The sequence below is a fragment of the Klebsiella sp. ZJOU C1 genome, assembly GCF_035620215.1.
GTDB classification, from domain to species: domain Bacteria; phylum Pseudomonadota; class Gammaproteobacteria; order Enterobacterales; family Enterobacteriaceae; genus Klebsiella; species Klebsiella variicola.
The window spans coordinates 5031668-5044889 of the sequence record NZ_CP141644.1 but is presented as its reverse complement, the minus strand read 5'-3'; the positions used below and the strand labels follow the sequence as shown (position 1 = coordinate 5044889).

The 13222-nt window shown below is 58.2% G+C and carries 12 protein-coding genes; 4 read left to right on the top strand and 8 right to left on the bottom strand.

Features of this window, described 5'->3' with window-relative positions:
• Positions 1–122: 122 nt before the first annotated feature.
• Together nfuA and gntX are read right to left on the bottom strand one after the other, a co-directional pair.
• Positions 123–698, bottom strand: a complete 576-nt coding sequence (nfuA, locus tag SPE70_RS24325) for a Fe-S biogenesis protein NfuA (protein ID WP_002920540.1) — start codon at positions 696–698, stop codon at positions 123–125.
• A gap of 58 nt (positions 699–756) precedes the next feature.
• Positions 757–1431, bottom strand: coding sequence for a DNA utilization protein GntX (gntX, locus tag SPE70_RS24320; RefSeq protein ID WP_022065517.1), 675 nt, complete (start codon positions 1429–1431; stop codon positions 757–759).
• A gap of 39 nt (positions 1432–1470) precedes the next feature.
• Between gntX and bioH the strand changes: the two genes are divergently transcribed.
• Both bioH and SPE70_RS24310 read left to right on the top strand, forming a co-directional pair.
• Positions 1471–2244, top strand: coding sequence for a pimeloyl-ACP methyl ester esterase BioH (gene bioH, locus SPE70_RS24315; protein ID WP_022065518.1), 774 nt, complete (start codon positions 1471–1473; stop codon positions 2242–2244).
• A 120-nt stretch (positions 2245–2364) separates the two neighbouring features.
• Complete coding sequence (locus tag SPE70_RS24310; RefSeq protein WP_002920510.1) at positions 2365–2634, top strand: YdgH/BhsA/McbA-like domain containing protein; 270 nt, start codon at positions 2365–2367, stop codon at positions 2632–2634.
• Positions 2635–2720: 86 nt separating this feature from the next.
• Here the strand turns inward: SPE70_RS24310 and feoC are convergent, their stop codons facing one another.
• The 5 genes from feoC to greB all read right to left on the bottom strand — a co-directional run bounded on the left by feoC (position 2721) and on the right by greB (position 8869).
• Entirely contained in the window at positions 2721–2960 is a 240-nt protein-coding gene (gene feoC, locus SPE70_RS24305; RefSeq protein ID WP_004202151.1) for a [Fe-S]-dependent transcriptional repressor FeoC, read from the bottom strand.
• Between the two features lie 9 nt (positions 2961–2969).
• On the bottom strand, positions 2970–5288 hold the full coding sequence (feoB, locus tag SPE70_RS24300) for a Fe(2+) transporter permease subunit FeoB (protein WP_012540404.1): 2319 nt from the start codon (positions 5286–5288) through the stop codon (positions 2970–2972).
• Positions 5289–5316: 28 nt separating this feature from the next.
• Complete coding sequence (gene feoA, locus SPE70_RS24295) at positions 5317–5544, bottom strand: ferrous iron transporter A (RefSeq protein ID WP_002920506.1); 228 nt, start codon at positions 5542–5544, stop codon at positions 5317–5319.
• Between the two features lie 420 nt (positions 5545–5964).
• Positions 5965–8295: a Tex family protein gene (locus SPE70_RS24290; protein WP_064170658.1), complete on the bottom strand. Its 2331-nt coding sequence runs from the start codon at positions 8293–8295 to the stop codon at positions 5965–5967.
• Between the two features lie 100 nt (positions 8296–8395).
• A complete protein-coding gene (greB, locus tag SPE70_RS24285) occupies positions 8396–8869 on the bottom strand; it encodes a transcription elongation factor GreB (RefSeq protein WP_008807004.1) in 474 nt (157 codons plus the stop codon).
• A 227-nt stretch (positions 8870–9096) separates the two neighbouring features.
• Between greB and ompR the strand changes: the two genes are divergently transcribed.
• Positions 9097–9816: an osmolarity response regulator transcription factor OmpR gene (gene ompR, locus SPE70_RS24280; RefSeq protein WP_001157751.1), complete on the top strand. Its 720-nt coding sequence runs from the start codon at positions 9097–9099 to the stop codon at positions 9814–9816.
• The gene (envZ, locus tag SPE70_RS24275) at positions 9813–11168 is read left to right on the top strand and encodes a two-component system sensor histidine kinase EnvZ (protein WP_012540408.1); all 1356 of its coding nucleotides are present in this window, start codon (positions 9813–9815) and stop codon (positions 11166–11168) included. The genes ompR and envZ overlap by 4 nt, the downstream gene beginning before the upstream one ends.
• 77 nt (positions 11169–11245) lie before the next feature.
• On the opposite strand, the gene pckA is transcribed toward envZ, so the two are convergent.
• Positions 11246–12868 (bottom strand): phosphoenolpyruvate carboxykinase (ATP), encoded by a 1623-nt coding sequence (gene pckA, locus SPE70_RS24270; protein WP_016161903.1) that lies wholly within the window; start codon positions 12866–12868, stop codon positions 11246–11248.
• Positions 12869–13222: the final 354 nt, after the last annotated feature.

The window sequence follows — 13222 nt, the reverse complement described above, 5'->3', positions numbered from 1 at the left end:
AAATATGAGACTTAAGTCATACTCTTTCCCCGGTTTTTGCCGGTCATTTAGCGGGAGATGTTGCGCGGTAACACAGAAAGGGCCAGGGAGGACCGGCGGCAGGGTGCCGCCGGAGGAAGGGCTTAGTAGTAGGAGTGCTCGCCGCGCTGATGCTCGGTCAGATCGCGAACCCCTTTCAGCTCCGGAAACTCGTTCAGCAGCTGCTTTTCAATGCCTTCTTTCAGGGTCACGTCAACCATCGAACAGCCGTTGCATCCGCCGCCGAACTGCAGAATAGCCAGACCGTCGTCGGTGATCTCCATCAGCGACACGCGGCCGCCGTGGCCCGCCAGCTGCGGGTTAATCTGCGACTGCAGCAGGTACTCGACGCGCTCCATCAGCGGGGCATCGTCAGAGACTTTGCGCATCTTGGCGTTCGGCGCTTTCAGCGTCAGCTGCGAGCCAAGCTGGTCGGTGACGAAATCAATTTCAGCGTCTTCCAGATAGGGCGCGCTGAGCTCATCGACATAGGCGGTCAGCTGTTCAAATTTCAGCGCCGTGTCGGTGTCTTCCACCGCATCCGGTGGGCAGTAAGATACGCCGCACTCAGCGTTTGGGGTGCCGGGATTAATCACAAATACGCGAATTTGCGTCCCTTCTTCCTGATTTGCCAGCAGTTTGGCAAAGTGCGCTTGTGCAGCATCGGAAATACGGATCATAGCGTTGGCCTAATAGTTGACTATTTTACTGGGTTATAATACGCCCATCAGCGGGGGTCTACAAGGTACGGCACAAACACCATACCTGAACCGTCGCGGCGCCGTTTCGCAAAAGCAGGCGGGATATCTCGGCGACGGTGCTGCCGGTCGTGACGACATCATCCACGATAGCGATATGGAGTCCCTCCACGGCAAATTCAAGCTGAAAGGCATTTTTCAGGTTCTGCCTGCGCTGGCGGGCATTGAGCGAATGTTGGACGGCGCCGGCTCGCTGGCGCGTCAGGCCTTCCCGATGCCAGACGCAACCTCGCCAGCGGGCTAACGGTCGGCACAGTTCGTCACACTGATTATAACCCCGGCGCCAGCGGCGGCGATGCCACAGCGGTACGCCGACCATACCGTCCACCGGCGGCAAATCGTCACACTGCAGAAGACGCAGCAGCAGCAGGCGCGCGAGGGCGGGCCCCAGCTCCGGACGATGGTGAAACTTCAACTGCTGGACCAGACCGCTCAGCGGCGGGCGATAGTCATTGACTGCCACCAGCCAATGCCAGGGAGGTGGTTTTTGCAGGCAGCGGCCGCAGGGGTGATGGGATGTCGCCGCCGGCAGGCCACACTGGGGGCAGAGCGGGGGGCAGGCGAGCAGGGCGCGGCTGCAGCGGGAGCAGATCCCCCAGCAGGCGACCGCCAGCGGCATTTGGCATAGCCAGCATAAGCTGTGTGCTGTTAGCATATTTGGCCTTCTGTCCAGTAAAAAAGAGAACGGTAACGGATGAACGACATCTGGTGGCAAACAATCGGCGAAGGTGATTGTCATCTTGTGCTGCTGCACGGCTGGGGGCTGAACGCTCAGGTATGGGATTGCATCACGCCGCAGCTGGCTTCGCATTTTACCCTCCACCTGGTGGACCTGCCGGGCTATGGCCGCAGCGGCGGGTATGGGGCGATGTCGCTCGAGGCGATGGCGCAGCGGGTGCTGGAGCAGGCTCCTCCTCAGGCGGTGTGGCTGGGCTGGAGTCTGGGTGGGCTGGTCGCCAGCCAGGTGGCGATGATGCACCCGGAACGCGTGCAGGCGCTGGTGACGGTTGCCTCTTCCCCCTGTTTCGCGGCTCGTGACGACTGGCCCGGCATCAAGCCCGAGGTGCTGGCCGGGTTTCAGCAGCAGCTGAGCGACGATTTCCAGCGCACCGTCGAGCGATTCCTCGCCCTGCAAACCATGGGCACAGAGAGCGCGCGTCAGGATGCGCGGGCGTTAAAGCAGGCCGTGCTCTCGCTGCCGATGCCTTCCGCCGAGGCGCTGAACGGCGGACTGGAGATCCTCAGAACCGTCGATCTGCGCCAGGCGCTGGTTGGGTTGCCGATACCGCTTCTGCGGCTGTATGGCCGGCTGGACGGACTGGTGCCGCGCAAGATTGTCCCGCTGCTGGATGAGCTGTGGCCGGAAAGCGAGTCAATCCTCTTCGATAAGGCGGCGCATGCGCCGTTTGTTTCCCATCCCGCGGCCTTCTGCGAGCCGCTGCTGGCGTTGAAAACGCGGCTGGGGTAATTTTTTTTGCCGCGCCATGGTAAAAGGGCCATTCCTAGCAATACTTAGGTTGTTACGGTGGTTGATTATTTCATTCCGCCACCGTGACCTACAATAACAACCTTATGGAGAGTAGAGGCTATGAAACTTGTTACAGGAATGGTTGCATCTCTGGTGATTGGCACCCTGTCTTTTGGCGCATTTGCCGCGAAAGAGATCCAAAAAGAAGACGTGGCGAAGATGAATTTGACCAAGGTCGGCAGCATCACGACCTCCAGGACGACGTCGCCGATGGACGCCCGACGCGATCTGTCGAAAAAAGCCGATGAGCTGGGTGGGAAATACTTTGTGGTGATTGCCGGGCAGAAAAACGAAAAAACCGTACACGCTAACGCTGACGTTTATAAATAATCCAGTCATAAAAAACGGGCCTGCTGGCCCGTTTTTCACTGCTGACTTACTCGTTTTACCCGTTGCACGACCAGGCCTGACTCCTTTCATCGCAGCGCCCACCACTCCTGCTGGCACGCCGCTTTCCCTTCAGGACAGCTTTTACAGCTGCCTGAGAGACAGCCCTCGCTCGTTTCGCTGATCCGTACCACCTTACCCATGGCTTCCATCCGTTCCAGCATCGCGTCAATCAGCGGCTGAGGCGTCCGCAGGCGGGCGCTGAGCTGTTTCGCCTCCATGCGGCCCTGCAGGGCCAGCATATCGCGGACTTCCATTAACGACGCCACAGACCCTCCTTAGTGGCAATCGCCAGCCGGGCTGGAACAGCAGGAGGCCGGCGTTTTTCGGGTGGCCAGCAGCGAGACGTCCACCCGGCTGCGCGCCCGGCGCAGCAGGCCGAAGAGCACCACGTTGAACAACACCACTGCCAGGATACACACCAGGCTGTAGCGCGGATGGTCGCTAAAGCTGACGGTCTGGTAATAAAGCGTCGAGAGCGAATAGGCGATATTCAGCCCCCACAGGATGGAGAAGGTCATCCAGCCACGGCTCGATTCGCGGGCGATGGCGCCCATCACCGAGATGCAGGGGATATAGAGCAGGACGAAGATCAGGTAGCTGTATGCCGCCGCCGCGCTGCCAAATTTACTGCCCATCACGCCCATGGCGCCGGTGGCCATCTCGCCATCGCCTTTGCTGGCTTCGATGGGGTTGGCCAGGACGCTGAGGCTGAAGGTGTCTTTCAGTCCCTGCCATGTCTCGTCGACAGCGGCCAGCAGTTCTTCGCCGAGGCTGAAGGTCTGCGGATTGAACTCCTCATTCTGGATATCTTCGGCGGTATAGAGGGTGTTCAGCGTACCGACCACCACCTCCTTCGCCATCGCGCCGGTAAACAGTCCGACGGTGGCCTGCCAGTTATCTTCATGCACGCCGATCGGTTTAAACACCGGCGTAATGACCCGGCTCACCGAGGCCAGCGCGGAGTCGTTGATGTTGTCGACGACCTTACCGCTCAGCGAGAAGCTGTTCAGCGCGCTGAGGAAGATGCTGACAATAACGATCACCTTCCCGGCGCGCAGCACAAAGCCTTTCAGGCGCTGCCAGGTCTGGATAATCAGGCTCTTGATGTGCGGGACGTGGTACACCGGCAGCTCCATCACGAACGGCGAGGCTTCGCCACGCATAATGGTGTGCTTCAGCATCAGGCCGGTGAGAATGGCCATCACAATGCCCAGCACGTAGAGCGAGAAGACCGCCAGCGCACCGTTCTGACCAAAGAACGCGGCTGCGAAGACGGCGAAGATCGCCAGCCGCGCGCCGCAGGACATAAACGGCGCCATCATAATGGTCATCAGACGCTCGCGCGGTGCGTCAAGGGTGCGGGCGCCCATCACCGACGGCACGTTGCAGCCGAAACCGACAATCAACGGGACAAAGGATTTCCCCGGCAGGCCGAGGGCTTGCATCAGGCGGTCCATGACAAAGGCGGCGCGCGCCATGTAGCCGGAGTCCTCGAGGAAGGAGAGGAACAGATACATCATGCCGATCTGCGGCACCAGCGGCAGCACGGTGTTGATACCGCCGCCGATCCCCTGGGCGAGGAACACGGTCAGCCAGTCCGGGAAGTGCAGGGTGTAGCCCAGCCATTGAATACCGTGAATAAAGACCGCGACCGAGCCGGCATCAAAAATCGGCTGCAGCGCGCCGCCGATGTTGATCGCCAGCAGGAACATCAGGTACATGACAAAGAGAAAAATCGGTAACCCGAGGAAGCGGTTAAGGATCACTTTGTCCATTGCCGCGGTGAAGCGGCTTGGCTCGGCGGTCAGGGTGTTGCTGACGGCGTCGCAAACGGCGGCGATGGTCTGATAGCGCGCGTCTGCGATATGCAACGCCGGGTCGTCGATCTCGTCGCTGAGATTCGCCAGAGCAATATCCAGTTTATCGGCGGCGTCGCCGGCATAGGCCCGGCTGTAGATATCGCCCTCCAGCATCTGCAGACCCAGCCAGCGCCGCTGCCGGGTCGGGATCTGCGCTGACATTTGCTGCGCCAGCAGGTCAGCTTCGCGCAGCAGCGGCTGCGGATAGTGAACCAGCTCAATATCGCTGTTCGCCTGATGACGGTCGAGGGCAATCTTCAGCGCTTCGATTCCGCGTCCGCGGGTTGAGACCAGCGGAATGACCGGGCAGCCGAGACGGGCGGCGAGGGCGTCGATATCGATACGCACCTGCTGCTTTTCGGCGATATCCAGCATGTTCAGCGCGACGACGCAGGGGATCCCCAGCTCGAGCAGCTGCAGCGTCAGATAGAGGTTTCGCTCAAGGTTGGAGGCATCAACCACGTTAATCAGCATGTCGGCGTCGCCGCTCAGGATGTAGTGGCAGGCAATCTGCTCGTCCAGCGAGGTCTGCGAAGAGATGGTGGTCAGGGAGTAGGTCCCCGGGAGGTCGACCAGCGTGACCTGATGGTCAGTGGTGGCGAAAACGCCCTCTTTACGCTCAACGGTGACCCCGGCCCAGTTGCCTACGCGCTGGCGGGCACCGGTCAGCTGATTAAATAAGGTGGTCTTGCCAGAATTAGGATTACCAATTAAACCAACGGTTAATTTTTTCATATTTCAGACTCTTGTGCCGGGCCAGCCGTTATTGTGCAACCGCTTCCAGTTCGATTAAGGCGAGATCTTTTTTGCGTAATACCAGACTGACGCGTCGGGTTTCAATATGAACAGGATCGCCGAGTGGCGCTACGCGAACCACATGAAATGAGGAACCGGGCAGCATGCCGAGGGAGAGTAATTTCTGACGGTATGCTGGGCTAATATCGCGGGAGAATCCGGTAATTTTCCACGCACTATCAGGTGTGAATTGCATAGGGCCTACTTGTCTATCGCTAACCGAAGAAGAATTTTCCGGACGCCTGGAGGCAGCTGCGCCGGGGACCGTAGCCAACGAAAAAGGAAAAAACGTTCTGAAAGTGATGATAATGAGAATGGTTTTTATCATCAATACATATGATGCGCTTCGCGCTATTTTTATAGCGAAAATCACCTTTTTATTGATATGCCGCAAAATCCAGTCGGTGATCAAATAGGCGCAAAATATTATTTCGGCGATCTAATGTTTAATTAAGGTTTCTTAAGTTAACGAAATGAAAATAATAATTTCGCGACCTTTCCTTAACGGAATTAATGCAGGTTATCAGAAATGACTGAACCCGTTTTGCGCGTAATGGCGGCCGTATCGCCAGGGGATGAAAAATGAAAACTGCCCCTGAAAAGGGGCAGGGAGAGATTAGCGTTTTTTACCCATCGCCGCAGCGAGGGCATCCATCATTGCGCTGTTACCGGCAGGCTGTGCCTCGCGACCGCGGGGTTTGGCGGCCTTCGCGGCCGGGCGGTTACCCTGGGGGCGATCCTGACCGCCGCCGCGGCGGGCGTTGCTGTCGCCTGGCTGCTCGTCGAGACGCATGGTCAGAGCGATACGTTTACGCGGCAGATCGACTTCCATGACTTTGACCTTCACGATGTCGCCCGCTTTCACCACGGTGTGCGGATCTTCAACAAACCGGTCAGAAAGCGACGAAATGTGTACCAGTCCATCCTGATGGACGCCGATATCGACAAACGCGCCGAAATTGGTGACGTTGGTGACGGCGCCTTCCAGGATCATCCCCGGCAGTAGATCGTTCATGGTCTCTACGCCGTCGGTGAACTTCGCCGTCTTAAACTCCGGACGCGGATCGCGGCCCGGTTTTTCCAGCTCTTTGATAATGTCGGTGACGGTCGGAACGCCGAACTTCTCATCGGTGAAATCCGCAGCCTTCAGATGACGCAGTTCGCTGCTGTTGCCCATCAGATCTTTCAGCGCCTGTTGGGTGGCGGCCAGAATGCGCTCGACCACCGGATAGGCTTCCGGGTGCACGGTGGAGGCATCCAGCGGGTTGTCGCCGTGGTTGATACGCAGGAAGCCGGCGCACTGTTCAAAGGCTTTCGGCCCCAGACGGCTGACCTTCAGCAACTGCTGGCGATTCTGGAACTGGCCGTTCTCGTCGCGCCAGGCAACGATGTTCTGCGCCATCATGCGGGTCAGGCCGGCGACGCGGGTCAGCAGCGGAACGGAGGCGGTGTTCAGGTCAACGCCGACGGCGTTCACGCAGTCTTCCACCACTGCGTCCAGCTTACGCGCCAGTTGGGTCTGGCTGACATCGTGCTGATACTGGCCGACGCCAATCGATTTCGGGTCGATTTTCACCAGCTCGGCCAGGGGATCCTGCAGACGGCGGGCGATGGAGACCGCGCCGCGCAGCGACACGTCGAGGTCCGGGAACTCCTGGGCCGCCAGCTCGGAGGCGGAGTAAACGGAAGCCCCGGCTTCGCTGACGATCACCTTCTGGGCGGTGACTTTCGGGAACTGCTTCTGCACGTCGAGGAAGAAACGCTCGGTTTCACGCGAGGCGGTACCATTGCCGATGGCCACCAGCTCAACATTGTACTTTTCACACAGCGCGGCGACGACGACGGCCGCTTTGGCGGCCTGGCCGGTATGGGGATAGATGGTATCGGTGGCGACCAGTTTACCGGTGGCGTCGACGACGGCCACTTTCACCCCGGTGCGCAGGCCCGGATCGAGTCCCATGGTGGCGCGCAGCCCGGCGGGCGCGGCCATCAGGAGGTCGTGCAGGTTACGGGCGAAGACGTTGATGGCTTCGTCCTCCGCGCGCTCGCGCACGGTGCCCATCAGCTCGGTTTCGAGGTGCATCAGCACTTTGATACGCCAGGTCCAGCTGACGACACCTTTACGCCAGCTGTCCGCCGGGGCGTTATTCAGGCGCAGGCCAAGGTGGTCGATAATAATTTGCTCGCCGTGGCTCTCTTTCGGCGGCTCGTCAAACTGCGGATCGGCGTTTAAAGAGAGCTGCAGCACGCCTTCGTTGCGACCGCGGAACATCGCCAGCGCGCGATGCGACGGCACGGTGGCGATCGGTTCATGGTGATCGAAGTAGTCGCGGAATTTGGCGCCTTCCTCTTCTTTGCCGCTGACGACGGTGGAGACCAGGTGGGCGTTTTTCCACAGATAGTCACGGACCTTCGCCAGCAGCGCGGCGTCTTCGGCAAACCGCTCCATCAGAATATAGCGCGCGCCGTCCAGGGCCGCTTTGCTGTCGGCGATGCCGTTGTCAGCGTTAATATATTTTGCGGCTTCCGCTTCCGGATCGTGGGCCGGTTCGTTCCACAGCAGGTCAGCCAGCGGCTCCAGCCCGGCTTCGATGGCGATCTGCCCGCGGGTACGGCGCTTCGGCTTGTACGGCAGGTAGAGGTCTTCCAGTTCGGTTTTGCTCAGCGTGGAGGTGATGGCTTTTTCCAGCGCGTCGGTCAGTTTGCCCTGTTCAGCGATGGATTTGAGGATCGCCTGACGACGGTCTTCCAGTTCGCGCAGATAGCCAAGGCGGGTTTCCAGATTACGCAGCTGCGTGTCATCCAGACCGCCGGTGACTTCTTTACGATAACGTGCAATAAACGGCACGGTGTTCCCTTCATCAAGCAGGCGAACGGCAGCTTCTACCTGTTCGGCTCTGGCCTGAAGTTCACCCGCAATAATGCGGCAGAGCGAATCATTCATCATGGCTTTTAATTCATCTTTAGGGTCAAAAATCAGGGACTAGTTATACGGACTGACGGCTGAAAATGCCAGTCGCGCCCGGTGTCTCTCGGAAAGTTCTTGTCTATTTTACGTATTCGATCTCGTTGACATACCAGCTGGCTTCGCCCGCCGGCGTGTTAACGATAGCCAGATCGCCGACCTCTTTTTTCAATAAGGCGCGCGCCATTGGCGAGTCGATGGAGATGTAGTCTTTGCGGCCAAAAATCTCATCGTAGCCGACGATGCGAAAGCGTTTGGTGTCACCCTCGTCGTTTTCGATCTCTACCCAGGCGCCGAAGAAGACTTTGCCTTCCTGCTGCGGGGAATAATCGACGATCTTTAACTGTTCCAGACATTTGGTCAGATAGCGGACCCGGCGATCGATCTCCCGCAGGCGCTTTTTGTTGTACTGGTAGTCCGCGTTCTCGCTGCGGTCGCCAAGGCTGGCGGCCCAGGTGACCTTTTTGGTCACTTCCGGGCGCTCCTGGCGCCACAGGTAGTCCATTTCCTGCTTCAGTTTTTCATATCCCTCGCGGGTGATCAGCGGCGTTTTCATCGTGAGTTCAACCTTCTGACAGTCTGTCGTTGCGCACAATTTGTAGCGCGTAATAATACCGACAGGATAAATACTGTGTCTTATGATTAAATGTATACTTAACCTGCTGTTAAATATGCTTTGTAACAATTTAGCCTGGAATATATACCAGATTTAGCTGGTGAGCGCGCCGGGCTTTTTTGAGAATACGCACTGACTATTGCAGTGAACCTTTGGGAGTACAAACAATGCAAGAGAATTATAAGATTCTGGTTGTGGATGACGACATGCGCCTGCGTGCGCTGCTCGAACGTTATCTGACCGAGCAGGGCTTCCAGGTTCGTAGCGTGGCGAACGCCGAACAGATGGATCGTCTGTTAACCCGTGAATCCTTCCACCTGATGGTGCTGGATCTGATGCTGCCTGGGGAAGATGGTCTCTCGATTTGCCGTCGTCTGCGCAGTCAGAGCAACCCGATGCCGATCATTATGGTGACGGCGAAAGGTGAAGAGGTTGACCGGATCGTTGGCCTGGAAATCGGGGCTGACGACTACATTCCGAAGCCGTTTAACCCGCGTGAACTGCTGGCCCGTATTCGGGCGGTGCTGCGTCGTCAGGCGAATGAACTGCCGGGCGCGCCATCGCAGGAAGAGGCGGTTATCGCCTTTGGTAAATTCAAACTGAACCTGGGCACCCGCGAGATGTTCCGTGAAGACGAGCCGATGCCGTTGACCAGCGGCGAATTTGCGGTCCTGAAGGCGCTGGTGAGTCATCCTCGCGAACCGCTGTCGCGCGATAAGCTGATGAACCTCGCCCGCGGGCGCGAATATTCTGCGATGGAGCGCTCCATCGACGTTCAGATCTCCCGCCTGCGCCGCATGGTGGAAGAGGATCCGGCGCATCCGCGCTATATCCAGACCGTCTGGGGTCTGGGCTACGTCTTCGTCCCGGACGGCTCTAAGGCATGAAACGCGTGCGCTTTTCGCCGCGCAGCTCCTTTGCTCGCACGCTGCTCCTGATCGTCACCTTGCTGTTCGTCAGCCTGGTGACGACCTATCTGGTGGTACTGAATTTCGCGATCCTGCCGAGTCTCCAGCAGTTTAATAAAGTATTGGCCTACGAAGTCCGTATGCTGATGACCGACAAACTGCAGCTGGAGGATGGCACCCAGCTGGTGGTGCCCCCGGCGTTTCGTCGTGAAATTTATCGTGAGCTGGGGATTTCGCTCTATTCCAATGAAGCGGCGGAAGACGCAGGGCTGCGCTGGGCGCAGCATTATGAATTCTTAAGCCAGCAGATGGCGCATCAGCTCGGCGGCCCCACTGAGGTGCGGGTGGAGGTCAATAAAAGCTCCCCCGTGGTGTGGCTGAAGACCTGGCTGTCGCCCAATATCTGGGTGCGGGTACCGCTGACCGAAATTCATCAGGGCGACTTCTCGCCGCTGTTCCGCTATACCCTGGCGATCATGCTGTTGGCGATAGGCGGCGCCTGGCTGTTTATCCGTATTCAGAACCGTCCGCTGGTAGATCTCGAACACGCGGCGCTGCAGGTCGGGCGCGGTATTATCCCGCCGCCGCTGCGAGAGTACGGCGCCTCTGAGGTGCGCTCGGTGACCCGCGCCTTTAACCATATGGCCGCGGGCGTGAAGCAGCTGGCTGACGACCGTACGTTGCTGATGGCCGGGGTCAGCCACGATTTACGTACTCCGCTGACGCGCATTCGTCTGGCCACCGAGATGATGGGCGAGCAGGACGGGTATCTCGCGGAGTCGATTAACAAAGATATCGAAGAGTGCAACGCCATCATCGAGCAGTTTATCGACTATCTGCGCACCGGGCAGGAGATGCCGATGGAGCTGGCGGACCTCAATGCGGTGCTGGGGGAAGTGATCGCCGCAGAGAGCGGCTATGAACGTGAGATCGCCACTGCCCTGCAGGCCGGTGAAATCCCGGTACGCATGCATCCCCTGTCTATCAAGCGTGCGCTGGCGAATATGGTGGTGAATGCGGCCCGCTACGGCAATGGCTGGATCAAGGTCAGCAGCGGCAGCGAAGCGAGCCGGGCCTGGTTCCAGGTGGAAGATGACGGGCCGGGGATCAAACCTGAGCAGCGCGAACATCTGTTCCAGCCGTTTGTACGCGGCGATAGCGCCCGCAGTACCAGCGGCACCGGGCTGGGGCTGGCGATTGTTCAGCGTATTATCGACAATCACAACGGCCGGCTGGAGATTGGCTCCAGCGAACGCGGCGGATTACTGATCCGCGCCTGGCTACCGGTGCACCGGATGCTGGCGCCGATGAAACCCGCCAAAGAGAGCTGATCGCGACCGCGATTGGCCGATCAGGACGTTGCACAACAAAAAGCCGGGCAAGCCCGGCTTTTTCACCTCTGCGCCCGTTAGCGCTGCGGCCCTGCCGCCACCAGCGCGGCGCCCGCTGGCGTATCGGTATACTTCTCAAAGTTCTCGATAAACAGCTTCGCCAGCTGATCGGCTTTTTCCTGCCACTGCTCCGGGGAACCATAGGTGCTGCGCGGATCGAGGATCTGGGTATCCACACCCGGGAGCGCCGTTGGGATCTGCAGGTTAAACATCGGCAGGGTAAAGGTCTCCGCGTTGTCCAGCGAGCCATTGAGGATGGCGTCGATGATGGCGCGGGTATCTTTAATCGAGATACGCTTGCCGGTGCCGTTCCAGCCGGTATTGACCAGATAAGCCTGCGCGCCGGCCGCCTGCATACGTTTAACCAGCACTTCGGCGTACTGTGTCGGATGCAGCGACAGGAAGGCGGCGCCAAAGCAGGCGGAGAAGGTTGGCGTGGGCTCGGTCACGCCGCGTTCGGTGCCGGCCAGTTTGGCGGTAAACCCGGACAGGAAATGGTACTGGGTCTGATCGGCGGTCAGGCGGGAGACCGGCGGCAGGACGCCGAACGCATCGGCCGTCAGGAAGATCACTTTGGTGGCGTGACCCGCTTTGGAAACCGGTTTAACAATGTTGTCGATATGGTCGATGGGGTAGGAGACGCGGGTGTTTTCAGTCTTCGAACCGTCATCGAAATCGATCGTGCCATCGGCGCGCACCACCACGTTTTCCAGCAGAGCATTGCGGCGAATGGCGTGATAGATATCCGGCTCGGCCGCTTCAGAGAGCTTGATGGTCTTGGCGTAGCAGCCCCCTTCGAAGTTAAACACGCCGTCGTCATCCCAGCCATGTTCATCATCGCCAATCAGGCGGCGTTTTGGATCGGTGGAGAGGGTGGTTTTGCCGGTGCCTGAGAGGCCGAAGAAAATAGCGACATCGCCTTTTTCGCCGACGTTGGCTGAGCAGTGCATGGAGGCGATGCCCTTCAGCGGCAGCAGGTAGTTCATGATCGAGAACATCCCTTTCTTCATTTCGCCACCGTACCAGGTGCCGCCGATCAGCTGGATGCGCTCGGTGAGGTTGAAGGCGATGAAGTTTTCCGAGTTCAGACCTTGCTCTTTCCACTGCGGGTTGGTGCACTTCGCGCCGTTCATCACGATGAAGTCGGGCTCGAAGTCCGCCAGCTCTTCATCGCTCGGGCGGATGAACATGTTTTTAACGAAGTGCGCCTGCCAGGCCACTTCGGTAATAAAGCGCACGCTGAGACGGGTATCGGCGTTGGCGCCGCAGAAGGCGTCGACGATAAACAGCCGTTTACCGGACAACTGCTGGGTCACCAGCCCTTTCAGATGCTGCCAGGTTTCCTGTGAAAGCGGCTTGTTGTCGTTTTTACCTTTGCCTTTATCGGACCACCAGACGGTATCGCGGGTGGTGTCGTCGCGAACGAGATACTTATCTTTCGGAGAACGGCCGGTAAAAATGCCCGTGTCGACGGCGATAGCACCCAGACTGGTTAATACGCCACGTTCGTAACCTTCCAGGCTGGGGTCGAGCTCTTCCTGAAACAACATATCGTAGCTGGGGTTGTGGACGATATCCTGAACGTCATTGATACCATAAGCCTTGAGATCCTGCGGGGTTAAACCATGATTAACGCGCATGTCACTGCTCCTTAGCCAAGATGTACTGCTGTAAATTGTAGGGTTTCTTACCGGGTATTGACCGCGACCAGGCTCATAGATTTACGTATCTCGACATTCCTCAGAATGACGAAAAAAACGGTGACTCCTGTCACGAAGTGAAGTGGATTATCTCAGGAAATGGACGGATGTTGGGGGTAGATGTTTATTAATGGTTAAAAAGTAATTAAAAAAACTACTGAATTGTGAATGTAATCGCTTTCCTGGAATAAAATTACGTAACTCTTTCAGGGAAAATCGATTCAACTCGTGAATAAATAAAAGTCAGGCACAAGGCGACGAACAACATCGCCACCCTGTACCTGTGGAAGACGC